Raw genomic sequence first — 26,690 nt, forward strand, 5'->3', positions numbered from 1 at the left:
CTGGCCATGCATCACATCGCGATGGACGGCTGGTCGCTGGAGCCCCTGTTCAGGGATCTGTCGACGGCCTACCGCGCACGGACCGAGGGGCGCGAGCCCCCATGGGAGCCCCTTGCGGTGCAGTACGCGGATTACGCGGTGTGGCAACGGGAGATGCTGGGCTCGGAGTCGGATCCCGAAAGCCTGGTCAGCCGGCAGTTGCGGTACTGGCAGGAGGCGCTCGCAGGCATCCCCGACGAGCTTGCCCTGCCGTACGACCGCCCCCGCCCGGCGGTGGGTTCGCAGCATGGTGATCTCGTACCCGTGGTCCTGGATGCTCCTCTGCATCAGGCGCTGACCGGACTGGCCCAGCGGACCGGGTCGAGTCTCTTCATGGTCTTCCAGGCAGCGCTGGCAACCCTGCTGACCCGCATGGGGGCCGGACACGACATCCCGATCGGTGCTCCCACGGCCGGCCGCGCCGATGAGGCGCTGGACGACCTGGTCGGCTTCTTCGTCAACACCTTGGTGCTGCGCGTCGACACCTCGGGCAACCCCACCTTCGAGGAACTGCTGAAACGGGTCCGGGACGTGGACCTGGAAGCCTTCAGCCACCAGGACGTGCCCTTCGACCCGGGTACCTGGAGTACGCCACCGATCTGTTCGACCGGAGCACCGTGGAGGCGCTGGCGGAGCGGCTGGTCCGGACTCTCGAAGAGGTGGCCGCGGATCCGGCTCAGGCGCTCGGTGAGATCGAGCTCTTCTCTCCTGACGAACGCGTGCGGATTCTCGGCGACTGGAACGACACCACCCGCACGGTGCCTGCGGGCACCGTCCCCGATCTGTTCGAGGCGCAGGCTGCCCGTACTCCGGAAGCGATCGCGCTGGTGGACGGGCAGGCCAGGTGGACGTATCAGGAACTGAACGCACAGGCGAACCGCCTGGCACGCTCGCTCATCGACCACGGCGTCGGACCCGAATCCGTGGTCGCGGTCGCCGTGCAACGTTCGGCCGCACTCATCTCCGTGCTCCTGGCCGTCCTGAAGGCCGGCGGGACATACCTGACCGTCGATGAGCGGTACCCGACGGACCGCATTGCGTTCCTGCTCGCCGACGCGCGGCCGGCCGTGATCGTGACGGCAGGCACCGTTGCGGAGACGATCCGGCGGGCGGCGCTCGACACGGGCACCGAGATGCTCGCGCTCGACGATCCCGCGGTGGCCGACCGGCTGACGACGTTGCCGTCCGCCGACCTCACCGAAGCCGAGCGCACCGTGGCACTCCTGCCGGGCCACTTGGCCTACCTCGTCTACACCTCGGGCTCCACCGGTCAGCCCAAGGGGGTCTCGGTCCCCCACGCCGGAGTGATCCGCCTGGTTCACGGTGCGGGTTTCATGGAACTCGGCCCCGACGACGTCTTCGCGCAGATGTCCTCGGTGTCGTTCGACGCGGCCACCCTGGAGATCTGGGGAACGCTCCTCAACGGCGCAACCCTGGCCATTCCCCCTACGGAACTGCTGTCGAGCGTGGAGCTGCGCGATTTCCTGTCCGCACACAAGGTGACCGCACTGTGGCTGACAGCCGAACTGTTCCACCAGGCGGTCGACGCGGATGCGGAAGCCTTCGCCGGTCTTCGGTATCTGCTGGCCGGAGGCGATGTGCTCGCCGCAGCGCACTGCCGTGCGGTGCTGGCAGCGGCCCCCTCGGTCACCCTCGTCAACGGCTACGGGCCGACGGAGAACACCACCTTCACCACGACCCACACCGTGCGAGCTGCCGACCTGGCGGACAACGCCGCGGTGCCTATTGGGCGGCCGATCGGCAACACCCGGGTGTATGTGCTGGACGAGAACCTCGAACCGGTTCCGCCGGGCGTGATGGGCGAGCTGTACACCGCGGGCGCAGGTCTGGCACGGGGATACCACAACCGCCCTGGACTGACTGCCGAGCGTCTCGTGGCCTGTCCGTTCGGTCCGCCCGGCGAGCGCATGTACCGCACCGGGGACCTGGTCCGGTGGAGCCCCGAAGGGGTGCTGGAGTTCGTGGGCCGGGTGGACGACCAAGTGAAGATCCGCGGGTTCCGGATCGAACCGGGCGAGATCGAGGCGGCGGTGCTGGACACCCCAGGGGTGGGGCGCGCGGTGGTCGTGGTGCGCGAGGACGTCCCCGGCGACCGGCGGCTCGTCGCGTACGTGGTCCCGACGAGCCGCCTGCACAAGAAGGACGGCACGGCCTCACCGTCCGCCGATGAGCGTCAACTGGATATTTCTGTACGGGAGTTCACGGCAGGACGACTGCCGGAGTACATGGTCCCTTCCGCGGTGGTGGCACTCGACGCCATTCCGGTGACCGCGAACGGCAAGCTGGACCGGCGAGCACTGCCCGCGCCCAGCCACACCTCGTCCGATGCCGAGGCCGGCGGTTCACACCGCACGCTCGCCACCGAGCAGGAACGCATCCTGTCGGGGTTGTTCGCCGAAGTCCTCGGCCTCGCACAGGTCGGACTGCACGACAACTTCTTCTCCATGGGCGGCCACTCGCTGCTCGCCACCAAATTGATCAACAGCGTGCGCTCCACGTTCTCCGTGGAGTTGCCGCTCAAGGCGCTGTTCCAGGCACCGACCGTGGCCTCCCTGATGAAGATCATCAGCAGCAACGAGGAAACGCGTCCCCCCTTGGTTCACCAGGACCGACCCGGTCCGGTGGAGGTTTCCCTGGCGCAGCAGCGGTTGTGGTTCCTCAATCAGCTCGAGGACGCCAGTGGCACGTACAACGTGCCTGTGGCACTGCGGTTGCGTGGTGCCGTCGACCGGGACGCATTGGGTACGGCGCTGCGGGACACGGTGATGCGGCAGGAAAGCCTGCGGACCGTCTTCGTCGACGAGGGCGGCATCCCCTGGCAGCGGGTTCTGGAGCCGGAAGAGGTGCTGGGCTCGCAGTCCGATCCGCAGAGCCTGGTCAGCCGGCAGTTGCGGTACTGGCAGGAGGCGCTCGCAGGCATCCCCGACGAGCTTGCCCTGCCGTACGACCGCCCCCGCCCGGCGGTGAGTTCGCATCGCGGCGATCTCGTACCCGTGGTCCTGGACGCCGCACTGCACCAGGAACTGACCGGACTGGCCCAGCGGACCGGAACGAGTCTCTTCATGGTCTTCCAGGCAGCGCTGGCAACCCTGCTGACCCGCATGGGGGCCGGACACGACATCCCCCTCGGTGCTCCCACGGCCGGCCGCACCGACAAGGCACTGGACGACCTGGTCGGCTTCTTCGTCAACACCTTGGTGCTACGCGTCGACACCTCGGGCAACCCCACCTTCGAGGAACTGCTGAAACGGGTCCGGGACGTGGACCTGGAAGCCTTCAGCCACCAGGACGTGCCCTTCGACGTCTGACCGAATCGAAGTCCCCGGACGGGGACTGCAACGGAGTCACCGGAGAGCTTCGCTACAGCGTCGACCTCTTCGACCCTGCCACGATTCACGACCTCGCGGAAAAGTTCGTTTCCCTGCTGCGGGTGGTCGCGGCCCATCCGGAGCGCCCAGTGACATCGACGCGTTCTCCCCATGCGCTCGGGGCGGTTCGGAGAAAGCCGGTCACACTCCCCGCCGATCCCTCCTTCCAGGCCACCAGCGATCCCACGGCCTGACCAGTTTGCAAGGCACCACGTTCTCCGTTATCCAGCCCGAGTGCCGGGAGGCGCCGTGACCGACACGATTCGCACGTCAGAAAGCATCAGGAGCTCTTATGAGCGGGACGGCTGGTTCCTCTCGCCGGAGGTCCTCGACGAGGAGGTCGTCGCGCGCGTGACGGCCCGGGTCGAGGCCATGGGTGCGCAGGAACGGCCCGAGGTCGTGTACGAGGAGGGCACCCGGACCGTGCGGGGAATTCACGGGTGCCATCTGTTCGACGATGTCTGCCGTCGGCTCGTCCGACTGCCCGCGCTGCTGGGCCTTGCCGAGGAAGTGCTCGGCGAGCCGGTATACGTCTACCAGTTCAAGGTCAATATGAAGCAGCCCGGGGAGGGCGCCGCGTGGCCTTGGCACCAGGACTTCGCCTTCTGGAGCCGGGAAGACGGAATGCCCGCGGACAAGGCGGTCAATATCGCGGTCCTCCTCGACGAGGTCCACGAGAAGAACGGCCCCTTGCGTATCATCCCGGGCAGCCACCGGCAGGGCCTGATCGAAGCGGAGGCGGAGGAGACGCACCGTGGGGGCGGAGGCAACTGGCGAAAGCACGTCTCGGCGGACCTGGAGCACACCGTCCCCGACCCGCGCGCCGAGGCTCTCGCAGAGGAGTCGGGCACCACGCTGGCGATGGGGCCGGCGGGCTCGCTCTATGCCTTCCACCCGACGATCGTCCACTCGTCGTCCAACAACCTCTCAGCCGATCGTCGGGCGCTTCTGCTGGTGACCTACAACGCCGTGAGCAACGCCCCTGAGCGGCTGAGCCGACCGGAGTTCCTCGTGAGCAGGGACACCACACCGCTGGCCGCGGTCGCGACGAACACTCTGTGAGTTCTGCTCGCGGCCCCCTCCAGGTTCTCGGCCTCGTTCTCAGTCCTGTTCTCGGCCTCGTTCTCGGCCTTATGTCTTTCCGGTATGCCTTTCCGGCACAGGGCCGAGAACGCCGAGCGCGGTGATGAAGACTGTGGGCATGGAATTCTTCTGCTACCACCGCGATCGGCCCGACTCCCTGCCACTGCGTAACGAGCTGCTGGAAGAGCACCGGTCCTATATGGACCGGTACGTGACGGAAATGATCGCTCGCGGCCCGACCCTCACGAGCGACCGCGACGCCCCCACCGGCAGCGTGCACATACTCGACCTCCCCGATGCCGCCGCCGCCCGCGCGTTCGCCTTCGACGAGCCCGGCTACCAGGCCGGGGTGTACCGCGATGTGCTGCTGCGCCGGTGGCGTAACACGCTGGGGCGCACGATGTGGGATTTCCCCGGTGGCGAGACCGGTGGCAACCGGTATCTGGTGCTCGGCTTCGGCGAGGGGCAGGCCGCCGATCTCGCCGCGCCGCCCGGCCGGGACGAGTTGATCGCATACGGGCCGCTGCTGTCCGATGACGGTGCCACCTGGCTGGGTACGGCGGCGCTGCTGCGGGCACCGGCCCCGGACACGGCACGCGCCGTCCTGACCCCGGGCCGGTACGCCGCCATCGAGGTACACCACTGGCAGTTCGGCGGACGGCCGTCATGAACCGCGGCCAGGCACCTTGCCCCTGCTGATGGTGTGCCCCAGCGGCGCAACACTGTCAGGCCTGCTTTCCCGCCAACCAGCATGCCATAAGGCCAAGTTATCCCAGCATAAGAGCGAGTTATCCCTATATAAGCTATCTATGGCTCAAAGGTATTGACACGGGCGGTTCCAACGAGGACGGTGGTGCCCGTGTGTAGGTAGCGGTTGCCGGCGGGGGGAACGGGGCATTGTCGCGAGCCAGTTGGCGGATCCGGGTGCCGTCGAAGAAGCGGCGACGACGCTCCAGGGTGACCTGTGCCGACGCCCCGCACGACTGTGCATGTGACACCTCTGGCCATACGAGGCCCCTCGGTCGGCGAATCTTCAGCAGAATCGTTCCGACCAGGGGCCTTGTGCTGCACGGGAGTTGAGGGCCGGGGCGACCCCCGCGGGGCACGGCCAGTATCACCAAGCGCGGCGAGACGTTACCGAGAAGGGTTCACTGGACAGCTTTATGGGCGGCGACTGTACCATTTCGGTACGTACCTTTGGCACCTTTAACGTTTCCTTCAACGGAGATCCCGTTGAAAGATGGCATGCCGGCAAGGCCCGCAAACTGCTGCAATTCTTATTGCTGCACCGAGATCAGACAGTGTCACGTGACATTCTCTACGATGCACTCTGGCCCGACGCCTTGAGCTCGACCAACTCCAGCGCACTCAAGGTGGCGGTGCATGCGCTCCGGAAAATCCTGCAGCAGGCGCAGAAGCGGCACAATGCGGAGGGTCTGAGTTCCTCGCTTCAGGTGCTTACCTGCGAGTCCGGCTACCGGCTGGAAACCCGTAACACCTGGACCGACTTCAGCGAGTTCGAATCGTTGGTCGACCGAGCGCACGAGGCCCAGAAAAGGCGTGACCTCCACCTCGCGGACGAGCTTTACGGCCAGGCGGTCGAGCTCTACCAAGGGGATTTCCTGACGGGCCTGCCGGACGACTGGGCCGCCACCCAGCGCGAGTGGTTGAGGAGCCGTCAACTCTTCGCACTGGGATTCCTGTCGGCGCGGCACCTCAAGCAGGGCGATCACCTCAGTGTGATCGATTTGTGCCGACGCATGCTGGCGGTTGATTCGCTGCACGAGGATTCCTATCGCATGCTCATCTCCGTGCATGCCGAACTGGGCCAGCTGGCCCAGGTGCAGCGGTGGTACAGGCTGTGTGTCAAGCGGCTCCGCGACGAGCTGCAGGTGCCTCCGGATGATGAAACCCAGCGCATCTACCTGCACGCTCTCCGCGGTAGACAACTGCATGCAGTGCCGCTGGCTTTGGGCTGACCCTGTCTGTGGCCCGGCAGGTCAGACTCCTGGGGCGCAGTCGTAGAGAGTGAAGCTTCCGTCCGCGATCCGACCGTAGGCGCGCGGCGGCACGCGAGTGCAGTTCTGCTTCACCCAGAACACCGCCGATGTGGACGGGCGGCGTGTGGTCAGCAGCACGTAGCGGAGTTCGTGGGCGGAGACCAGGGTGTTGAGGTGGTGGGCGGCGGGGTACGGGGTCAGGCCCGTGAAGCCGCCCATGACCAGGACGGGTTGGGAGGTGGCGCGCAGCAGCGGCTCGGCGCCGTAGGCGGCCTGGGTGGCGAGGAGGTACTTCTCTCCGGAACGGTGCGCGGTGAGGTAGTTCAGCAGTGCGGCGTCCCGCACGGACGGGGTGTTCAGGGCGTGGGGCCGGGGCTTGGTGCCGTGGTGGCGCATCTCGCGGTAGCCGGGTCCGACCGGCCCGGCCAGCGGCGACATCGGTGAGCCCGCGTAGCGGGAGTCCAGGCAGGAGGCGGCCCAGACTGCGGGAGCGAGCAGTACGGACGCCATGCCTGCCGCCAGGGCGCTGTGCAGCGCCCGCGGCGTGGTGCGCGGCCCGCTGGACCACAGGCCGGCGGTGCCGCACAGGCCGAGCATCAGTACCACCGGCAGCAGCCAGGGCGCGAACCTGCCGTGCGGACCGTCGATGACCACAGCCCACAGCGCGGTCAGCCCGATCGCGGCGGGCAGCGCCCTCCGGCGCTTGCCGCCGGCTCGGTACTCGGCCCAGAAGAGGGCCGCTCCCCCACCGGTCAGGGCGGCCAGGGCCGGGGCGAGTACGGCGGTGTAGTAGCCGTGGTTGCCGTTGGAGGTGCTGAAGACCACGACGTGCACCGCCAGCCAGCCGCCCCACAGCAGGAACCCCGCGCGCCGCCCGTCGGTGCGCGGCTGCCCCGCACGCCACAACAGTCCCAGTACCAGGGCCAGTACGGTGAGCGGCAGAAGCCAGGAGATCTGCGGGCCCACGATGTCGTTGACCAGCATGGTCCAACCGGTGTTGCCGCTGGTGCGGCTGGCGGTGGTGCCGGCCACGGCGCCCAGCGCGTGCGGGTCATCGCCGAAGCGGCTCAGACCGTTGTACCCAAAGGCGAGGGTGAAGGGGTTGTTGTTGGTGGTCCCGTCGATGTAGGGGCGGCTTTCGGGGGGTGTCGCCCACACCACCAGCAGCCAGGAGCAGGAGACGAGGAGTGCGGTGGCCCCGGCGGCCAGCAGCCGCCAGGCACGGTCCAGCCGGGATCCGGGAGCAGCCAGTTGGTACACCGCGGCGAAGACGGGCAGGACCAGCCAGGCCTGGAGCATCTTGGCCTGGAACGCGAGCCCCACCCAGGCTCCGCAGGCAAGGAGCGGCAGCAGCTTGCCGCTGCCGACCGCCTTCTGCAGTGATCCCGCCGCGAGGACCAGCAGCAGGACGAGCAGGGTGTCCGGGATGGTGTGCCGGTTCAGCGCGACGGTGATCGGGGTGAGGGTGAGCACCAGCGCGGCGAGCAGCCCGGCCAGGGGGCCCGCCCAGGCGCGGACGATCCGGTGCAGCAGCCAGACGGCCAGTATGCCCTCGAGCGCCTGCGGCAGTGCTGCCGCCCAGTCGTACGGCCCGAAGAGCTTCACGGAAAGAGCCTGCGGCCACAGCGCACCGGGGATCTTGTCCAGGGTGATCCAGCCGCTCGGGTCCAGCCCGCCGAAGAAGAAGGCATGCCAGTTCGCCGCCATCGACCGCACGACCGCACCGTAGTAGGGGTGCACCCCGGCATGGCCGATGCCCCAGGCGTAGAGCACCGCGGCCAGGGCCAGGATCAGCAGCAGGGCCTGCAGCTCCCACCTGCTGAGCGCCGGTTGCTGTGGGCTGGTCTGCCTGCCTCCCGTGACGCGGAAGCGGCGTCGGTCGGTGGAGCCCTGGGTGACGGGGGTGGTGGCCATGGCGGGGCCTCTCGGAAGGAGCATCAGACTGGGAGCGGTCGGGAAGCGTCAGGCTGGGGGCGGCGGCGGCTTCACAGGCGGCGGGCCATGCGCAGCCCCTGGGCATAGAAGCCGTCGCCGTCGAGCGTCGCGCGGCCGGCGAGGTCGCCCATGGTGGGTCCGTTGGCCCTCGCGCGGCTGGAGTAGAAGCGCGGATGCCCGTTGGTGTCCGGCCCCAGGTAAATGCCGCAGTGGTCGATACCGTGCGGTCTGCCGATGTCGATGGCGAAGAAGACCAGGTCGCCGGGCTGCAGCAGGCTGATGTCGGCAGGCCGCCGGCCGGTGTTCGGCATCAGCAGCACGCCCGGGCCCCGGCTGGCGATGGCGTAGGCCCGGCGGGGCAGGCCGGCCCCCTGCAGGTTGGTGGAGTGCATGGGGTACCCCATGCGGTACCCCCAGACCAGGCGCATGAAGCCGGAGCAGTCCACGTCGCCGTAGCGCGCCTCCTCCGGATCCTTGCGGGTGCCGTCCGGGAAGGTCCAGGGGACGCCGAGGTAGTCGTAGAAGTCCGACTTCTCGTCGCGGTAGTGGAACGACGTCGGCAACTGCCCGTCCACCCGCGGTCCGAAGTGGGCCTTGCCGGCGTAGCGCAGGCCGGATGCGGTGTGGCGGTCGGCCGCCCCGTCGCCGTACTGGAACGCCACGCCGATGACGTCCGGGCTCCGGTCGGCGAGGGCCTTGGGGAACCACTCCCGGAACCACCGGGTGTCCTCCTTGCCCTGCCGCCATCCGTCGGGCATCAGCCGTACCCAGGCGTTGCTGCGCACCACCGCGCTGGTGGTGCGCGGCTCGCTCCAGCTACGGGTGGGACCGGCCAGCAGTGCGGTGCGCGCACCGTCGGTGAAGGTGCCCAGCACACGGCCGTCGGCGGCGCGGACCACCGTACGGGCGGGTGTCCGGCGGCGCTCGAAGTGGTAACCGCCGGTCGGTGCCGTGAAGTCGTCCTCCGGCTTGCCGGGATCGTCATGCTGCAAGCGGTAGCGTGCGTAGGCGCTGACCGCTCCGGCAGCCACGGCCAGACCGGCGACGCCGCTCAGGACCTGACGGCGGCTGGGGCCGCGGCGCGGGGTGGGGTCGGTGCCCATGGTGACCTCCTCGACGTGCGGATGGGCGGGCGGCGGATGCGGACGGTCCGGCCGGTCAGCCGGCGGGGAGTGCCCCCAGCAGGAGTCCGGCGACGAGCACCACATACGTGGCCAGGGTCACCGCGGTGGTGGAGATCGCGGTGGCCGCCAACGGCTGACGGATCAGCTGATAGGCAATCAGACCCGGCACGATGAAGCCCAGGGTCTGTGCGCTGTACAGGAGGGGGAACTCGTGCTGGAGCGCGAACATCACCGTGGTCTGCAGCACCACCGCACACAGCACGACGGCGGCGAACAGCCGCTTCCCGTAAAGGATCACCTGGCGCTGCAGGAGCTTGGTCGCGAGGAAGGTGAGCGCCGTGACGCCGATCATCAGTCCGGCCCGGCCTGCGTCGGTGACCAGGGTCAGCGCCAGCCAGCCGGGGGTGATCATGCCGCCGGGAGAGAGGTTGGTGGTCAGGTAGCACACCAGCGAGAAGACCAGTCCCAGGGCGATCCCCAGCGCGGCTGTCTCCGGGGTGACGGTGACGGGGATCATAGCGGCTTCCTTGTCGGGTCGTGCGGGGCGTAGTGGCCGGTGGAGGCCGGGCTGGGGAGATGAGAGTGGGGATCCGGGCCGTCCAGCGGCGCCACCCAGCCGTACGGTTCCGGCTCGGGCGGCGGCGCCGGGGCGAGCGGTTCGGCGGTCTCGTCCGCAGGCAGCTCGCCGAGGCGTTCCAGGAACAGTTCGCCCTGGCCGTGGATGTTGCCGATGGCCACCAGCGAGGAGTCGGGGCCCAGTTCGGCGAGGAGGTCGCGGGTCAGCTCGGTCGCGTCCCGCCGTTCGCCGCCCAGGTCGACCACCCGCGCCGATGACGCGCCCGGTGGGATGCCGTCGTGGGCGCTCTTGGTGGGGTGCCCGATCAGGAAGACCGTCTCCGGGTTCAGTTGGGGGACGATCGCTCCCATCTGCCCGTTGCGTTCCACCCGGTCCGGGCGGCAGTTGATGACCACGTTGAGCGGGCGGCGGATCGCGCCGAGCTCCTCGAGCTGACGGATATTCATCAGCGTCGACTCGGGGTCGTTGGCGGCGAAGACATTGGCGAAGCGCAGCCGCTTGCCGTCCGGGGTGCGGTAGCGCTCGACGGAGAGCACGCCGGGGTCCGGCGGTGCGTCCCACATACCGCGCAGCGCGGTCCCCCGGTCCACGCCGAGCAGCTCCGCCACCGCCAGCGCGATGGCGACGTTCTCCTTGAAGGTGAACCAGCTGAAGCCGCGCAGCTCATCGTCGGTCACCGACTCCGGATCGACCGCGATCAGGCGGCAGCCGCGCTTGTCGGCCTCCTCCTGGAGGATGTGCAGCCGCTCCTGTTCGGCGGTGACACAGATCCCGCCGGCCGGCATCGACCGGCAGAGCGAGCGGGCCACATCGTCCAGCGTGGGGCCCATCTCCTCGAGGTGGTCCTCGCGGACGTTGCACAGCACGCCGATGGTGGAGCGGATCAGCTTCTCCTGGTTGACCTCCTGGAGTGCGGGCATCACCGCCATGCACTCGATCACCAGCGCGTGCGGCCGGTATGCCGCGGCGCGCCGGACGATGCCGATCTGTTCCACGACATTGGCGATGCCGAACTTGCGGTAGACCGGCTCCTCGGTGGCGTCGGGGTGGATGAACCGGGCCGCGGTGCCGGTGGTCTTGGCCACGGTCACCAGGCCGCCGCCGCGCAGTGCCCCGGCGCACAGCCGGGTGATGGAGCTCTTGCCGCGAATGCCGTTGACGAGTACCCGGGTGGGGATCTGTGCCAGTGCGGCGTAGTGGCGGCGCTGTTCCAGCACACCGGCGACCAACAGCACCGCGCAGCTCAGCAGCAGCACAACATAGAGGAAAAGCACGTCAGTTGATCCTTTACGGCCGCGGCGCACTTTCGCGTGGGGACGACTGGGCAGGGACAGAGACCGGACCGGCTCCACCGGCGCGGTCCCGGTCCGCGAGTGCCTGCCGGAGCAGTTCCAGGCTGCGGGTCACCGAGCCGCACTCGTCGTGGTGGACCGGATACAGCACGGTGCGACGGTCGCCGCCGGCCAGCCGCTCCGCGTACCCGGCAAGGGCGCGCAGCGGCCTGACCACCACGATGTGCAGCCAGCCCAGGCAGGCGATGCCTGCGGTCAGGGCGAGCAGGCCGGCCAGCGTGGTGCGCGCCTGGGCCTGGTATGCGGTCAGTTTGAGTGCCGCGGCGGGCTCCGCCGAGACCACCCGCCAGCCGAGTCCGGCGGCAGGCCCCGTCTGCGCCAGTGGCGCGGCGGCCGCGACCGACGGGCCGGCACCCGGTGTGGTTTCCGCATGCACCACGGCCGACACCGGGCTGCCCGCAGTCCCGGGCGCGGTCTCGGTCCTGGTCACCAGGCGGGTGAAGCCCTGGCTGGGCAGCGCCTGGAAGGCCTGGAAGCCGACGCTGGCCGCGAGGACCCGGTGACGTTGGTCGGTGAGCCAGACACTGCCGAGCCCCGGCCGGGACAGCAGGCTGTTCAGCGCGTCCACGTCGATCTCGGCGAAGAGTACGGCCGGGGCGGCGTCCTTGGCGCCCTTGGCCGGTGGGATCTGGGCGTAGGCGGCGATCGCGGGGATTCTGCCCGAGGTGTTGACCTGGGTGATTCCGCTGCCGGTCGGCGCGTGGACGAGGGTGCGCAGCGGCTCGTTGCCCACTCTCGTCACGATGGCGCCGGTGTGGTCCAGCACATACAGCGAGCGGTACTTGGGATGGTCGGCGAGTGCGCTGCGCAGGGCGTCCGCCGCCCGCTCGTGCGACTGCCCGGAGATGTCCGACGCCACCGCCGCGAGGTCGGTGTAGCTCTGGCCCAGTATCTGCCGCACCCGGTCGGCGGCGGCCTCGGTGCGTGCCTGCTGGTCGGCAATGGCGGCGGCCGGTACGGCTTTGCCCGCCTCCACCCGGTTGACCAGGAACAGCAGCGGCACCCCCCATGTGGCGATCAGCAGGGCGCAGACGAGAATGACGGACCGGACACCGGGGCGTCGGCGCTCCGGCTGCCCAGGCCCCGGTCCCGGCTCACCGTTCAGCCGGCGGCGAATCGACTCGAGCGCCAGGCCGACCCTGCTCAGCTCGCCGAAGGCGGGAAGGGGCACCGGCCGCGCCAGGACCTCCCGTGCCTCGAGGCTCTCCGCGGCAGCGCCCTTGGCCAGCCGCGCAGCGGACAGATGGAGCCGGAGCAGCGGCCGTTGCACGGTGTACCACAGCGCCATGGTGACCAGCACGGCGATGACCACCAGCGCGCCTGCGGCGATGAGGGCGAAGCGGGTGTAGTCCGGGCCGCCCTTCACCGGAGGCACGTCCCTGAACGTGAGGATCGTCAGCCCCAGGCCGGAGGTGACGTCCTTCCCGTCGTCCGCGGCCACCGAGGCCCAGCCCGCGACCCTGCGCAAGCCGCCGTGGGCGGCACCGAGCAGGCTTCCGGAGGCGCCGACGGTCCGTGGACCGGCGTTCGCGGCGCTCTCCACCGCGGCGAGCAGGGCATCGTTGTCGGTGCCGGCCGCCGGGACCGGGCCGTCGGCGGCGGTGGCGAGCACTTTCCCGTGCCGGTCGACGAGTTGTCCGGAGCGCCCGTCCCCGTGCACCGGAGGCGCGAGGAGCTTTTCGGAGACGACCAGCAGGAGTTCGCGCACCCCACTCCCCTGCTTCCCCGCCAGGTCCGCCGCCTGGTCGGCGTTCTCGTCCTTGTTGCGCGCCGGAACGGGTACGGACACGTGGGCGAAGAACAGCATCCGGGGTTCGGCGCTGTCCGAAGTGGCCAGCCGGGGCGTGAGGCCGTCGGCCTCGGACCGCGCCAGGGCGGTCACGTCCACCCCGGTCAGCGGCACCGCTTCACCGCGGGCCGCCAGCGGCTTGCCGCTCTTCGGGGCGAGCAGCACCCCGCCCTTCACGGAACGTCCGGCCGAAGCTCCCTCCGTCAGCAGGGACTTCATCACCTGCGCCGGGGTGCTGTCGGCGGCGGGCGTGACCGAAGCCGCGGAGCGGCGCAGCGCCGCGGCTCTGGCGTTGACGGAGGTGGCGACCGAGGTGGCGGTGTCGGCGGCGATCTGACGTTCTCCGTCGCGTACGGCCTGGGGCACGTCCTCTTCATGAACGGTGCCGAGACCGAGCGCGAAGAACGCGGCGACCACCAGGAGCGCGCAGAGCAGTGCGGCGATCGGTGGGCGGACGCCCCCGAGTAGGGGCATGTCGGCGCGGCGTCGGGTGCGGTGTCGACGGGGCGCGCGGGCGGCTACCTGGTGCAGGGCAGCGTCCTCTCGGCACAGGGAAAACAGTGGAGCAACTCGCAGTATGCGTCAGTCTTATCACGAGATCATCACAACATTATGAGCACCTTGTTCCCGTATCCAGACGCAAGGGGCAACCCCACGCTCAATACGGGCCACACGGCGGCCGGACGGCCGGATGGCACCGTCCGCCTCCCCAAATCCCCACGGGTGTACTCACCTCCCCACAAGACGTTGCAGCGGCTCCGTCGAACACCGCTACGATGAGCGGCTACTCGGCCGGTACATGGCAATCGCCATCAGGGAGAGGGCTGCCCAATGAAACACGCACGGAGAAAACCCCGCGGCCGGATGCGCAACCGGGTGGCCAGTACCACAGGGGCACTGGCCGTCATCCTGGGCGCCGGAATCGGAACGGCCAACGCTGCCGGGAAGAACTCCGCGCCGCCCGCGGCCAAGGAGGCGCCCCTGGGCGCGAAGGACGCCCCGGCCGACCTGGACGCCCCGAAGGCCCCGGCCGCCCTGGACGCCCCGGCCACCCCGAAGGCCCCGGCCACCCCGAACGCCCCGGCCACCCCGAACGCCCCGGGCCAGCTGACGCTCCCCGAGCCGTCCGGGCACTATCGGGTCGGCATGACCAACCTCCACCTGGTCGACAAGAAGCGGACGGATCCCTGGACGTCCGACGGCCGGGTGCGCGAGCTGATGGTCTCGCTCTGGTACCCGGCCACCCAGACCGCCAGCCACCCCGCCGCGCCCTACTTGGAGCCCGCCGCCGCCGCACACTTCCTGGCCGCCCGGGGGCTGCCGCCGAATGCGGTCACCCTGCCCACCACCGCCGGGCACCTCGGCGCACCGGTCGACCGCAAGGCCGGCAAGCTGCCGGTGGTGCTGTACTCGACCGGACGGGGCTCGGACCGCGCGACGGGCACCGCGCTCGCCCAGGACCTGGCCAGCCGGGGCTATCTGGTCGTCACCCTCGACGACACCCACGACGGCAGCGAGGTGCAGTTCCCCGGCGGCCGGCTCGAAGTGGCCACGATGCCGCCGGACACCCCCGCGTCCAAGGTGATCGCCGCCCGCGCCGCGGACACCCGCTTCGTCATCGACCAGCTGGACTCCATCGCCCGTGGCCACAACCCGGACGCGGAGCACGCGCCGCTCCCCCGCGGGCTGTCCGACGCGGTGGACATGAAGCGCATAGGGATGTTCGGCGCTTCTCTCGGCGGAGCGGTGGTGCCGGAGGCCATGCACGTGGACCGCAGAATCCGCGCCGGTGCGAATCTGGACGGCCAGTTCTTCGGACCGGCGAAAACCCGGGACCTCGACCGCCCCTTCCTGCTGTTCAGCTCCCAGAACCACAACCGCGACACCGACGGGAGCTGGGCGACCTTCTGGAAACACCTGAAGGACAAGCGGTACGACCTGAAGCTGCGCGGCGCCGAGCACCTCTCCTTCATGGACTACGAGGTTCTGTGGCCCCAGATGGCCGGCGTGCTCGGGCTCTCCCAGGCCCAACTGGTCCAGATGTTCGGCACGATCGCCCCCGACCGCGCCATCAAGGTCCAGAGCACCTATCTCGCGGCCTTCTTCGACAAGACGCTGAGCCACCACGACAGCCCCCTGCTCGACGGCCCGTCCCGCCACTATCCGGAGATCTCCTTCGTCCGCTGAACCGGCCGCGCCGGTGACAGCCCCAGTCACCGGCGCAGGGCGAACACCGTGCCCCTCGTGATGGCCTCCTTGAACCGGGCCGAGGCACGGCCGGTGAGCACGGCGGCGACGGGGCTGTCGTCGGCGCGGGTGAACTGGGTGAGACCGTCACGCCGGCCGAGGCTGATGTTCTGCCAGACGTAGCGCAGGCGCAGCGGCTTGGGAGTGCGGCCGGTGAGCGAGGCCAGGCAGGTTGGGGGGCAGCGCTCGTCGGGCCCCGCCCCCATGCCGTGGTATGCCCAACTCCCCCCTTATGAACTCTTTCCAGTCAACCTCCGCATTTCCAGGACTTATAGGAACCAGGTATTGCAGAGTCGACTCCTCTCCGTCAGAGACGCACGCCGGTGCGTCCGGCACCGAAGTGGGGGCGAGACGATGACGCGTACGGCGCAGCAGCCGGTGAGAGCGCGGCGGGCAGCAGTGGGCTCGGCGGCCTTGGCCGCGGGACTGGCGATGGTGGTCGGGACGGCGGCCAACGGGCAGGCCGCGCCGGTACCGGCGGCCGCCGGAGCGCGGTCCGTGCCCCGCTGCGGTGTCGCAGCGACGGCGCCCATGACGGCGGCGCGGACGACCGTCGGGGCGGGGTCGGAGGCGGCGTCGCCCACCGGCGCCGAGGCGGCTCCGCCCACCGGCGTCACCGGCAACGCAGCGCAGAAGTTCTCCTACACCCTCGCCCCGGAGGCACCGATCGGCCTCTGGTCGTCCTCGAATGTCACGCTGCGCACGCCGGTCTCCAAGGGCAGGGTCCGCCTGGACGTCACCACGCACGGCTTCAGCGCCGCTTCCCTCATGATGCAGCGTTACGTGCACAAGACCCACCGCTGGGTCGATCTGGACGCGAAACCGGTCGGCTCCGCACATCCGGACAGGGGGACGTTCACCTTCCCCGTCTCGGTGGCGGCAGGCCCCGGCCGCCCCGCCAAGGTGGCGCTGCGGGTCCAGGCCATCGACCGTCCCGGCCGCCTGACCGTTGCCGCTTCGGTCGACGACGGCCACGGCCACACCTACCGCGCGCCCGCGCTGAACGCCGTCGTCGACCGGCCCACGACCACGGTCACGGGCTGGCCGCGCGGTACCGCCCTGGTCCGCGGCGGCGCGGCAAGGGAGTTCACCCTCGCGGTCAAGAACACCACCGAGCGGTCCTACCCGGCGCTGAACGCCGGATACTTCGCCTACGGCCAGAGCAACGGCCGCGCCCTGGCGCCCAAGGACCTGGTGCTCGAGCAGCACGTGCCCGGCCACGGGTGGCAGCGCGTCATGCTGGTGCCCGGCGGCTGCGACCCCGGTATGAGCGCCCGGCTCATCCCCACCGCCGAGGCGCCGCTGGCCCCCGGGGCCACCGCCGTCTACCGGATGCGTCTGGCGGTCGCGGGCTCCGCACCCGTGACCACCGTGGAAGCGGGTGTGTCGGTGGGCACCGGTGACACATCGCTCTTCTACCGGACGCTGCCGTTCCCGATCCGTGCCCAGTAGTCCCTGAGGCCCACCTCGGTCACGCGCCGGGGAGGTGGCGGACCACGAGGCCGGGAAAGTACGCCGGACGGGTCAAGGATCGCATTGCGGTGCGCTTCCCAGGGCATGCACACACGGAATCTGTCCTTCCTGAACGGAGTCGCACCGTGTTCGTCAGCGCCCTGGGGCATGCCCTTCGTCCTGGCGCGATATCCGGCGGGCACCGGGGGACGACGTCGCCGCAGTCAGCCGACCGGGCGCGTCGCCTCCCCGACGAGGCCGCCGGCTGACGCCAGCACGCCCAGCCGGCACACCCGGCCTCCGACCTCCGGCCGAATGGCGACCCAGCGGAGCGGGCCCGTCCACGGTGGAGCACCTGACGGCCCGTCCCGCCACCACCGCAACCACACCCCCGGCCGTCCCGCACCCGTGCCGGTGACCGAGCGGCGCGCTCACCACGACCGCCCGCCGGATCGCGGCCCCGGGCGACCGGGGGCTCCTCGACGACAGGGACACCATGACCACTTCCGTGATCGACCACCACGCCAACGGCTACAGCCTCGGCCATGCACTGGGCATGGCACGCGCGGCCGACCTCGCCTACAAAGACGAGAAGACGATCGATGCCACCGCCCGCTCCTGGGGCTTCGACCGGGTACGGCACCACGAGACGACGTTCCAGCCGCCGTTCCCCCTGGAGGACACCCAGGCATACACCATGGCCAGCGACACGATGATCGTCACCGGCTTCCGGGGCACGGAGCCCGCGCAGATGCGGGACTGGCTGTCGGACGCCACCACACCGCCGTATCCGGGCCCCAACGGCACGGGCTATGTCCACTACGGCTTCGGCGAGGCCCTGGAGTCCATCTGGCCCCAGGTCCGCGCGGCCCTCGACGAGTTCCACACCAACGGCCAGACGCTGTGGTTCACCGGACACAGTCTCGGCGGTGCGCTGGCCATGCTGGCCGCCGCCCGCCTCCACTTCGAGGAGCCCCGGCTCACTGCCGACGGCGTCTACACCTTCGGGCAGCCCCGCACCTGCGACCGGCTCCTGGCAGGGAAATACAACTCGGCCTTCACCGACCGGATGTACCGCTTCGTCAACAACAACGACATCGTTCCTCAGCTGCCCCCGGAGCCCGCCTACCACCACGTCACCGCGCTGCGCTATATCGACTCCAAGGGCAAGGTTCATGACTCCATGCCGGTGATCGGCGGCCTCCTGGACCGCGCCAAGGGACTCACCGCGGACGCCTTCGCCCCGGCCTCCGACGGGGTGCGCGATCACTTCATGGCCGCGTACATCAAGGCGCTCGAGAAGAACCAGTGACGCCCCACTGACCCCGCTGAGGTGGGGAAGAGACGAGGGAAGCCCCGCTGGGCCTGGCACCGGGCCAGGCACCGGGCCTGCCACCGGGCCCGGTGGCACGGGCACCGATCGGGCGCTTCCCTCGGCCTGCTAACGGAGACAGGATTTCGGAGCCGCTGCCCAGGCTCGCCACAGTCGGGTCGGCGTTGACGCGAGGAGTGGCGACGGGGGTGTGCGTCGGCACCCGCTTGTGCGTCGTGGCCGAAGGGGACGGCGACGGGGCGGTGTGCCGCAGGTCTGTGTGGGCGGGGTCGCGGACGCCGGCGCAGCCGAGGGCGAGACCTCGACCGCCTTCCCTGCTCTCGATGGGGTGTGCGGTGTGCGCCGGCAAGTCTTGCCTGCTTGCGCACCAGGGTTGGCGCGTAGTGGTCCCGTCTTCTGCGTCTGAAGGGCCCAGGGTCCCGGGACTTTCGGCCTGCCGCGCCAGAGCCGTCCGTAGCTGCCCCGGTTGTCTGGCGAACAGGAGCCGGATGCCTGCCGGGTCGCACGACCGCACCGCACCGGGCCGAAGAGACCCGGGGCGGTGCGACGTCACCGTGAACGGTCAGTCGGCGACGCCGTAGTACTGCGCGAGGAAGCTGGTCACGGCTTCCGTGTGCGGGGTCAGGTCCGGCAGATGTGCGGCGAGGGCGGTGCGGACGGCCGCGGAGAGTTCCGGGAGGCCGGTGGCCGCGTTCTTGACGTACGGGTCGAGCCGGCGGATCAGTTCGTAGTTGCTCTCCACGTCGAGCCGGCGCATCGCCTGATCCAGCGGTGCGGCGTCGGCGGCGGGTACCGCGGGCAGCAGGCGGCTGACGAAGGTGACGCGGTGCATCACGCGCCAGCACGGCGGCTTGCGGTCGGTCTGGCGTGCCTGGCGCAGGGCGGCCGCGTTGGGGTCGGTGGCGCCGGCCAGCCAGGCGGGGTCGACGACCTTGTGGAAGAAGGTGTCGAAGTGCTCGGTGTCCTCGCCGAGGTAGAAGCTGAGGAACCGGTAGGCGTCCACCTTGCCGGGGGCGTTGACCGGCTTCCCGTCGGCGTCGAAGACCGGCTTGCGGTGGGCGTTGTACTGCTGGAGGTTGCCCGAGGGCGCGCACTGGACGGCGAGTCCGAAGGAGCGGGTGGCCTCCTTGCCGCGGGCCCGGGTGGTGGTCATGCCGCCGCCGATGGAGGCGTCGAGCTGGGCGTTGATGCCCACGCCCATGACCTCGAAGGAGGTCCCGACCGAGGCGCCCACCGAGCCGGAGAACGCATACGAACCGGAGGTCGTCTCGCTCACGGCGTCCGTGGTCTGCGTGGTCTCCGCGAAGAAGCCGCCGTCCGCCGTCCAGACGTAGGTGTTGACCAGGTCACGGCGTGAGAACCCGTCTCCGGTGGTGTTGGCGGCCGTATCACGGTTCCGGCCGGGTGCGGTGTCGCCGCCGATCGCGCTGCCCAGCACCCGGCCGGCCCGTTCGGCGGTGGGGTCGGGGGTATGGGTCTCGGTGGAGACGGACTCGTAGTAGCTGCGCAGCCGTTGCTGGTCGCGCTGGATGCGGCGCTTGATCGCGTATGCCTCGCGGGGCTTGTGGTAGCTGTACTCTCCGCGGCCGCGGGCGTCCGCGTAGTCGGGGTCGAGGACCTTGCCGCGCTCGTCGTAGCCGACCGCGCCGTCGAGTGTGCCCTGCTTGGTGTAGCGGGGGTTGATGGGGAAGGGGATGATGTTCCAGTCCTTGGGGATGTCCGGGTTGGGCTGGATCCGGTAGGTGACGAGGGCTCCGTTGTGGGCGAGGCGCAGCGCGAAGACGTCGGCGGTCTGTGACTGGACGAGGGCGAAGCCCATGTTGGAGGGCGCGTAGCGGCGGCCGAGTGCCGGGTTGAGGGGCCGCAGCGGGTCCTCCCAGCTGCCGGCCAGCTCGACCTTCATGGCGCGGGTGGTGTTCTCGCCCTCGGAGACGGCGGTCTCCTCGGCCCAGCTGTTGGAGAACTCCAGAGTGCCCCGGACGCTGGCCGAGACCTTCGCCTTCGCCATGGACTTGGCGACACCGAAGCCCAGTGGCGCGGCGATCATCCACATGTCGACGTCGACCTCGTTCGACAGCGCGAAGCCGAACGCCGCGTCGACGCTGCGCTCCTTGGCCGACGAAAGGGAGTGCACCACCTCTTCGGCCTGGGTGAGCTCCACCGACGCGATCCCGTCGTAGGTGGCGCGCTCGGGGTCGATGGTGTTGGGGGTGAGGTTCTCGGACGGCACCGGCGGCGCGCCCTCGACATAGCCGATGAGCTGGGGATCGAACTGCACCTGGCTGACCCACTCGCTGACCAGGTCGCCCACCTTGTAGCCGGTGACCAGATGCCAGCGGCCGTCGCGCAGATAGCCGTAGGCCCGCTTGAGAACGCCGAACGCCTCGCCCTTCGCGGTGTACTGCATATCCGCGTACTCGGCGACGGCCGGGGTGCCGGAGATCGCCTCGTGGAAGGGGGTGCGCATCGCGGCCAGTGCCGAGCGCACCTGGGCGGTGTCGCTGGAGACGGGTGCGGTGGACAGGACGGCCGTGGGACGGGCCGGGGCGGCCGGGAGCGTCAGGTCGTTGCCGCGCAGGCCCTCGTCCCGTACGACACCGGCGCCGTCGTCGGTGGAAGCACGGTCGAAGGACCAGTAGGCGAGCAGGTCTTCCTTCTCGCCCTTGAGGCGGGTGAAGAGGTTGTCGAGGATCTGCTCCTGGGTGCGGGCGGTGCGCCAGATCCGTACCTCCTCCAGCACGCCGTGGAACGGCTGGGTCGCCTGGCCTTCCTTGAGCCGTGCGCCCAGGGCGAGCGTCCGGTCGCCGTAGTCGGCGAAGTCCGCCGCGTCGGTGGTCTCCAGTGGGTCACAGGCCACGGAGACGCCGTTGCGGTAGAGCCGGAAGACGCTGCCGCGCGGGTCGGGATTGCGCGTCCAGCGGGCGCCGCGCAGCCGGGCCGCATGCGAGCCGGTGGTGTCGGCGGCGGTGTTGCCCGCGTTCTCCTCGCACGTCCAGTGTGCGGTCAGGCCGTGGTCGCGCGCCGATACCGGCGTGCCCAGCTGGGCCGCGTCCCGTGCGACGCCCCACAGCCGGATCTCGGAGACCACCCCCTTGAAGGCGTGGGTCTCCAGGCCCTCGCGCGCCAGGCCGATGTCGAGCGTGCCGGAGTTGCCCTTGGCGCCGGGTCCCTCGTAGCGGGTGGTGCCGGCCTCGCGGCCGTCGATGAAGAAGCGGATGTCGTGCCACTCCTGGAGGCCGACCGACTCCACGAACTCGACGGTGCGGGTGACGGGCTTGCCGTCGGCACCCGTGGTGGTGATCTCCTTGTCGCCCTTGCGCTCCTGCGTGGACCGCCCGCTCTTGCGGACGACGGCGAGGCGATGGAAGGTCCCGGCGCGGACGGCCTCGGTGGAGGTGCATCGCACGAGCCGGCCGTCGGGCTCCTCGAAGCCGAACTCCAGCCGCCCGTCGGCCAGTACGAGCAGCCGGTACGGCACGCTGCCGCCGGCGCCGTCGGCCGCGCGGCCCTTGGAGAGCAGGCCCTGCACGGTGCCCAGGGCGTCGGCGCGGCAGAACACCTCCACGGTGAGATCGCCGGCGATGTCGAGCGCGTCGTTGTCGGGCACCTCCAGGTATGCGCCGTCGGACAGCTCGACGGCCCAGGACTGCTCGTAGGCGGCGGCCAGGTGAGTCCACTCGTGCGGGGAGAAGGTGGCGCGGGTGGCCACCAGCCGGTCACCGGCCCCGGCGACGATGCGGTACGCCGCCTCTGCGGCCCGCTCGAGCGCAGCGGGCGCGGGCGCGGTGGTGACGCCGCCGCGGAGGTAGACGTGCCGGTTCTGCCCGGAGCGGTCCAGGACTCCCGGCTTGTCGCTCACCCGGGCGAGCGGCTCGGCGCAGGGCCAGTAGCCCACCAGGCCGGACTCCTCGCCGGACAGCCGCAGGTTCTTGCGCTCCCGGATCTCGGCCGCGCTGCAGGCGGCGCCCCAGAGCCGGACCTCGTCCATCTCGACGTGGGCGTAGTCGGCCACCCACCCGGCGAAGGAGCTGCCGAAGCTGAAGAGACCGTCCCCCTGGTAGGTGCCCGACGCGACACGCCTGGCCTCTTCGACGCCGTCCCGGTAGATCACCTGCTCCCGGGTGGCCGCGTCGAACACACAGGCCCAGTGGTGCCAGTCGCTGTCGTCGTAACCGAAGCTGGTCGTGACGTCGTCACCGTAGAAGCCGAACCGGAAGGCGCTGGTCTCGGTGAAACCGATGTGCAGGGCGCCCCTGGAGCTGCCGTGCGACGTGCCGTGGCCGATGAGGTACTGCGCCTTGCCGTCCCACTTCGTCGTCCGCCGCGCCCAGAACTCCACCGTGAAGTCCTGGCCCGCGAGGCTGAAGCCGCTCTCGGTCATGGCCACGCCGCTCTCGCCGTCGAAGGCCAGGGCCGGCACGACGGGCGCGGCCGGGGCGAGCAGCCCCAGCGTGTACGGGACCTCGCCGGTGCCGGCGTGGACGATCCGGGCCGCGCCGGACACCTGCTCGGGGTTGATCCACGCCTCCAGGGTCAGGTCGCGGGTCACCGCCACCCGGTCCAGCTGCGGCTCCGGCAGGGTGATGACGTTCGCCTGACCGTCGAAGGAGTAGGCCCGGCCCGGGTTGTCCGCCCGCCAGCGGCAGCCGTAGGCGGCGACCGCGTCCGCTACCTCGCCGAGCGGGACCTCCCGCGCCGCTCCCGGGTCGACGAGCACCAGCCGGGAGCCCGCGGAGAGTGGGACGCCGGGACGGTCGGCCACGGCCCAGCGGTGGTCGTAGCGCAGTCGCTGCACCGCCTCGCCGGGCTGCGGCTCGGGCCCGCCCTCACCGCCGTCGAGCCGGAGCGAGGTGGCGCCCGGCGCGTGGTCGCCCTCGGTGAGGTAGAGATGACCGCCGACCGTGACAGGAGTGCGGGCGGGCAGCGCGGCCGGGAGGGCTTCGGCGAGCCGGAGGACACCGCCGATGACCTCACCGGCCCGGCCCCCGGACAGCAGCCTGCTGGTCGCGTCGAAGGACTTCACCGCGCCCACCGGAACGGGCTGGTCCGGCAGCCCGTTGACGATCGCGGCGAAGTCGGCGGCCCGGCGCGGCAGCCGCTTCCAGGTCTCGCTCTCCTCGCCGCGTTCGACGGTGAGGTCGCACAGTCCGGCCCCGTCGCCCTCGGTGACCCGGATCCGTACCGCGTCCGGGCCGGTGCCGGCGTCCTTGGCGGTGAAGGTGACCGTCGTGCCGTCGTCCGCCGTCAGTCGGCGGGCGGTGCGTACGACCGAGGTGTCGTAGTAGGAGGCGAAGAACTGCCCGTTGGTGCCGCGGAAGTACAGCACGACGTTTCCGGTGGCGCTGTCCAGCAGATACGGCCGGTCGGCCGAGCGGGCGAAGGCCAGCAGGGCACCGGAGCAGCTCAGACCGGTGCGGTCGAGGAAGAGTTGCGGGACGGGCAGCGCGATGTCGTCGGCGCCCTTGAGGCCGCCGGTGAGCCGGGCCAGCTCGTCGCGCTTGGCCGTCAGTTCGGCCTGGTGGTCGGCGATCTCGTGCCGGCGCCGAGTGAGCAGCTCGTCCTTGGTGCGGAGCTCGGCGAGCTGCCTGTCGAGTGCCTCGACCCGCTTTCCCGCCTCGCGGATGTCGGGGTGGCCGAGGTCGTGGAGGGCGACGCGCTCGAAGGCGATCAGTCCTTCGCCGGATGCGGTGACCGGGGCGGTGTCGTACTGGACGACGCGGTCGCCGAGCCGGTCGGGGGCGCAGACGGTCTTCTCGCTGTACCGGTTGACCAGCGTGCTGTAGCCGTCGCTGCGGTCGTAGATGCCGAAGAGGGTGTTCCAGTGCCCCGACAGCCGCCGGTACACGATCAGGGGGCCGTCGTTGTCCTGGCTCTCGCCGGAAACGTTCATGTCCTTGCCGGTGTGCAGATTCTGCAGGTGGTAGAGCATGGAGCCGTTCCAGGAGGAGCCCGGCGGCATGACGACGGCCCACAGCGCCGACGTGGCGTCCTTGTCGGAGGTCCGGATCAGCGGCGTCTCGTCGCCGGACCGGTCGCCCTGCACGACAAGGTACTGGGTCTGCCCGTCCCGGGGATTCTTGAAGCGCAGCCGGCAGGCCCAGCCGGTGATGTCCTGCGACCTGGTGTAGTACGCCTCGCGCAGGCGCTCCACCTCGGGCAGATCGGCGGTCTGCCGGGTGAGCTCGACGACCTCGGTCTCCTTGGCCGCGATGTCCTGGACCAGCTGCCGGATCCGGCCGTCCAGCTCGCTGATCGTCTCGACGTCGGCGCTGCCGTCGGGGGTGGCGAGCACGGGCAGCGCCAGCTCGTCCGGGATCTGGGCGAGCCGGCCGTCCCGCCCCACCCCGAAGTCGACCGTCGCCAGGCAGGACTCCCCGGTGTCGGCACCGGTCTTCGGGTCGGGGCCGGACGTCGCGTACGAGAGCAGGACGCGGGCCTGGCGCTTGGCGGGTTTGGGCTGCCGGTCGTAGCCCGTACTGGTCGCTTCCTGCTGGTGGTAGAGGACGGCGGAGAGCCCGGAGACGGCCCTGCATCCGGCGACGGCAAAGCTGTCGCGGCGCACGCCCGGGTGGTCGCCGATGGGGGCTTCGGAGGTCACCCATGCCGGGCCGCCGACGAGTTCGCCGTGGCGGGCGTGGTCGGTCTGGTCGTGCAGGCGGGAGCCGGAGCCCTCGTCGAAGCGGTAATACGCCACCAGGCCCGGGTCGTTGCCGATGAGGCGGACGCCCTTGTCGTGCCTGAGCTCCTCGGGGGTGCGGGCGCGGTCCCAGATCCGCACCTCGTCCAGCTCGGCGCGGGCGCCGCCGAACCACAGGGCCTTGGCCAGCAGCAGCGGTCCGGCGCCGCTGTACGGGCCGTCCGCGGTCCGGGTGCCCACGTCCTCACCGTCGCGGTAGACGGTCTGCCGTCGCGTCGCGTGCTCGAAGACACAGGCCCAGTGGTGCCAGCCGGTGTCCTCGGCCCGTACGTCGGTGGTGAAGTCGTCGGCGTAGAACGAGAAGGTGAAGCGGTTGTCCTCCCGGAAGCCGATGTGCAGGGAGTTGCGGGGGCTACCGGCTGCGTCTCCGTGCCCTACGAGGTACTCCTCTCGCCCGGTCCCCGTACGCCGCGCCCAGAACTCGACGGTGAAGTCACGGCCGGCGAGCTCCGGCCCGTCGGCAACCCGGACATGGGCTTCGCCCGCGCCGAAGGCGAGCGCGGTCTCGGCGTGGCCCTCGGTACTCACCACGGGGACCAGCGGGTGTCCGGTGAACGGGCAGGTGCCCGGGGCGCGTTCGTAGACGGCGTCGCGGTGGGCCGGGTCGGGGCTGGTCCACGCCTGGGTGCCCTGGAGGTGGAACAGACCGTCCCGGCCCTGCTCGATGCTGAAGGAGTCGATCCGGCCGGTGGCATCGTTGTGCGCGAAGACCTGCCACCGCTGCTGTCCCTGTACGGCGGTGGGGACAAGCAGCGCGGTGAAGCGGCCACCGGTGAGACGGCGGACGAACGACAGCTTCTGCGTCGGCTCGCGGAAGGGACGGCCCTCCATGTCCGTGGTGCCGAGGCTGTCCTTGGCCGAATCCGGGCGGTCCTTGTGCCGGCTGCGCCGGTAGCGGGCCTCCAGTACGGGCTTCAACTCGCCGCCGACCAGCAGGAACCGGTCGCACAGCAGAGTGTCGGCGGCCAGCGGGACCTTCGCGCCGTCGCGGTCCTTGACGTAGTCCTCGCGTTCCGGGTCGCCGGACGAACCCCCGCCGGACAGCCGGTGCGCGGCGTCCGGGTGGTCCGCGGCGACGGACTGGCGCAGCACCACGAGGTGGGTGCCGTCGGACAGCGCGTGGAAGGGGGCCGATGCGGTGAGCCTGGCCGTGGTGGATAAGAACGGGTCCACCTCGTCCGCGCCCAGCCGCTCGTCCGGCGCCGCCTCGACCCTGCCTCCGCTCTTGACCACCGGCAACGCGGTCGCTCCGGCCGCGGCGAAGCCCACATCGGTGATCTCGGAGGGGAAGGGGAGCGGGAGGGGGTTCTCCGACCAGTAGGCCGCGTCCATTTCGCCCTTGGCCTCGTCATGGCGCGCCAGATCGAGAACCGTGTAGACCAGGCGCCGTTGGTCATCCATCGCCAGCGCCACCGTGGTTCCCTGGTGCCGCACGGTGGTGGTGTGCAGGTAGGTGCGATCGCTGTAGACCTTGAGCAGATGCTGTTCGCCGGACAAGGGCAAGACGTCTCCTTGGAAGCATGTTCGGGAAAACCGTATGTTCGGGCGAGAAAACCCTCGCTGACCTGCGCCGCTCCCCCGGGGAGGGCAGCGATCACACGATTTACCGCGGCCTCGTCAGCGTCAAGGAACGCATTTGGCCACCGGCCGGAAGGCTGCCGAGGAAATCACTG

At 70.4% G+C, this 26,690-nt stretch carries 15 protein-coding genes; 8 read left to right on the forward strand and 7 right to left on the reverse strand.

The annotated features are described in order from the left end of the window. From ADL29_RS45850 to ADL29_RS38595, 5 genes are all read left to right on the forward strand, one after another. Positions 1 to 903, forward strand: a 903-nt coding sequence (locus ADL29_RS45850; protein WP_053928135.1) for a condensation domain-containing protein, incomplete at its 5' end; no start/stop codon positions are given. Beyond that, positions 867 to 3,368, forward strand: coding sequence for an amino acid adenylation domain-containing protein (locus ADL29_RS38580; RefSeq protein ID WP_245689830.1), 2,502 nt, complete (start codon positions 867 to 869; stop codon positions 3,366 to 3,368). The genes ADL29_RS45850 and ADL29_RS38580, both read left to right, overlap by 37 nt. Positions 3,369 to 3,677: 309 nt before the next feature. Then, the gene (locus ADL29_RS38585; protein WP_053928137.1) at positions 3,678 to 4,490 is read left to right on the forward strand and encodes a phytanoyl-CoA dioxygenase family protein; all 813 of its coding nucleotides are present in this window, start codon (positions 3,678 to 3,680) and stop codon (positions 4,488 to 4,490) included. Positions 4,491 to 4,629: 139 nt separating this feature from the next. Then, on the forward strand, positions 4,630 to 5,181 hold the full coding sequence (locus tag ADL29_RS38590) for a YciI family protein (protein ID WP_053928138.1): 552 nt from the start codon (positions 4,630 to 4,632) through the stop codon (positions 5,179 to 5,181). Between the two features lie 493 nt (positions 5,182 to 5,674). Further along, positions 5,675 to 6,490, forward strand: a complete 816-nt coding sequence (locus ADL29_RS38595) for an AfsR/SARP family transcriptional regulator (protein WP_078971607.1) — start codon at positions 5,675 to 5,677, stop codon at positions 6,488 to 6,490. 21 nt (positions 6,491 to 6,511) lie between these two features. On the opposite strand, the gene ADL29_RS38600 is transcribed toward ADL29_RS38595, so the two are convergent. The 5 genes from ADL29_RS38600 to ADL29_RS38620 form a co-directional block, all read right to left on the reverse strand. Further along, positions 6,512 to 8,425: an ArnT family glycosyltransferase gene (locus ADL29_RS38600; RefSeq protein ID WP_053928140.1), complete on the reverse strand. Its 1,914-nt coding sequence runs from the start codon at positions 8,423 to 8,425 to the stop codon at positions 6,512 to 6,514. A gap of 71 nt (positions 8,426 to 8,496) precedes the next feature. After that, positions 8,497 to 9,549, reverse strand: coding sequence for an NlpC/P60 family protein (locus ADL29_RS38605; protein WP_053928141.1), 1,053 nt, complete (start codon positions 9,547 to 9,549; stop codon positions 8,497 to 8,499). A 55-nt stretch (positions 9,550 to 9,604) separates the two neighbouring features. Continuing rightward, positions 9,605 to 10,087 carry a poly-gamma-glutamate biosynthesis protein PgsC/CapC gene (locus ADL29_RS38610; RefSeq protein WP_053928142.1) on the reverse strand — a complete coding sequence of 161 codons (483 nt, stop codon included), beginning with the start codon at positions 10,085 to 10,087 and terminating at the stop codon, positions 9,605 to 9,607. Continuing rightward, positions 10,084 to 11,421, reverse strand: a complete 1,338-nt coding sequence (gene pgsB, locus ADL29_RS38615; protein ID WP_053928143.1) for a poly-gamma-glutamate synthase PgsB — start codon at positions 11,419 to 11,421, stop codon at positions 10,084 to 10,086. Before pgsB ends, ADL29_RS38610 begins: the two co-directional genes overlap by 4 nt. A gap of 13 nt (positions 11,422 to 11,434) precedes the next feature. Then, positions 11,435 to 13,762: a cache domain-containing protein gene (locus ADL29_RS38620; RefSeq protein WP_053928144.1), complete on the reverse strand. Its 2,328-nt coding sequence runs from the start codon at positions 13,760 to 13,762 to the stop codon at positions 11,435 to 11,437. Positions 13,763 to 14,164: 402 nt separating this feature from the next. Here ADL29_RS38620 and ADL29_RS38625 point away from each other — a divergent pair, with 402 nt between their 5' ends. After that, entirely contained in the window at positions 14,165 to 15,475 is a 1,311-nt protein-coding gene (locus ADL29_RS38625) for an alpha/beta hydrolase family protein (protein ID WP_281182028.1), read from the forward strand. Between the two features lie 26 nt (positions 15,476 to 15,501). Here the strand turns inward: ADL29_RS38625 and ADL29_RS38630 are convergent, their stop codons facing one another. Continuing rightward, on the reverse strand, positions 15,502 to 15,741 hold the full coding sequence (locus ADL29_RS38630; protein ID WP_053928146.1) for a hypothetical protein: 240 nt from the start codon (positions 15,739 to 15,741) through the stop codon (positions 15,502 to 15,504). Between the two features lie 148 nt (positions 15,742 to 15,889). On the opposite strand from ADL29_RS38630, the gene ADL29_RS38635 reads away from it, so the two are divergent. Beyond that, a complete protein-coding gene (locus ADL29_RS38635; RefSeq protein WP_053928147.1) occupies positions 15,890 to 16,987 on the forward strand; it encodes a hypothetical protein in 1,098 nt (365 codons plus the stop codon). A gap of 496 nt (positions 16,988 to 17,483) precedes the next feature. Beyond that, a complete protein-coding gene (locus tag ADL29_RS38640) occupies positions 17,484 to 18,299 on the forward strand; it encodes a lipase family protein (protein WP_053928148.1) in 816 nt (271 codons plus the stop codon). A gap of 583 nt (positions 18,300 to 18,882) precedes the next feature. Here the strand turns inward: ADL29_RS38640 and ADL29_RS38645 are convergent. Continuing rightward, on the reverse strand, positions 18,883 to 26,514 hold the full coding sequence (locus tag ADL29_RS38645) for a LamG-like jellyroll fold domain-containing protein (protein ID WP_053928149.1): 7,632 nt from the start codon (positions 26,512 to 26,514) through the stop codon (positions 18,883 to 18,885). Positions 26,515 to 26,690: the final 176 nt, after the last annotated feature.

The organism is Streptomyces chattanoogensis, from assembly GCF_001294335.1.
GTDB classification, from domain to species: domain Bacteria; phylum Actinomycetota; class Actinomycetes; order Streptomycetales; family Streptomycetaceae; genus Streptomyces; species Streptomyces chattanoogensis.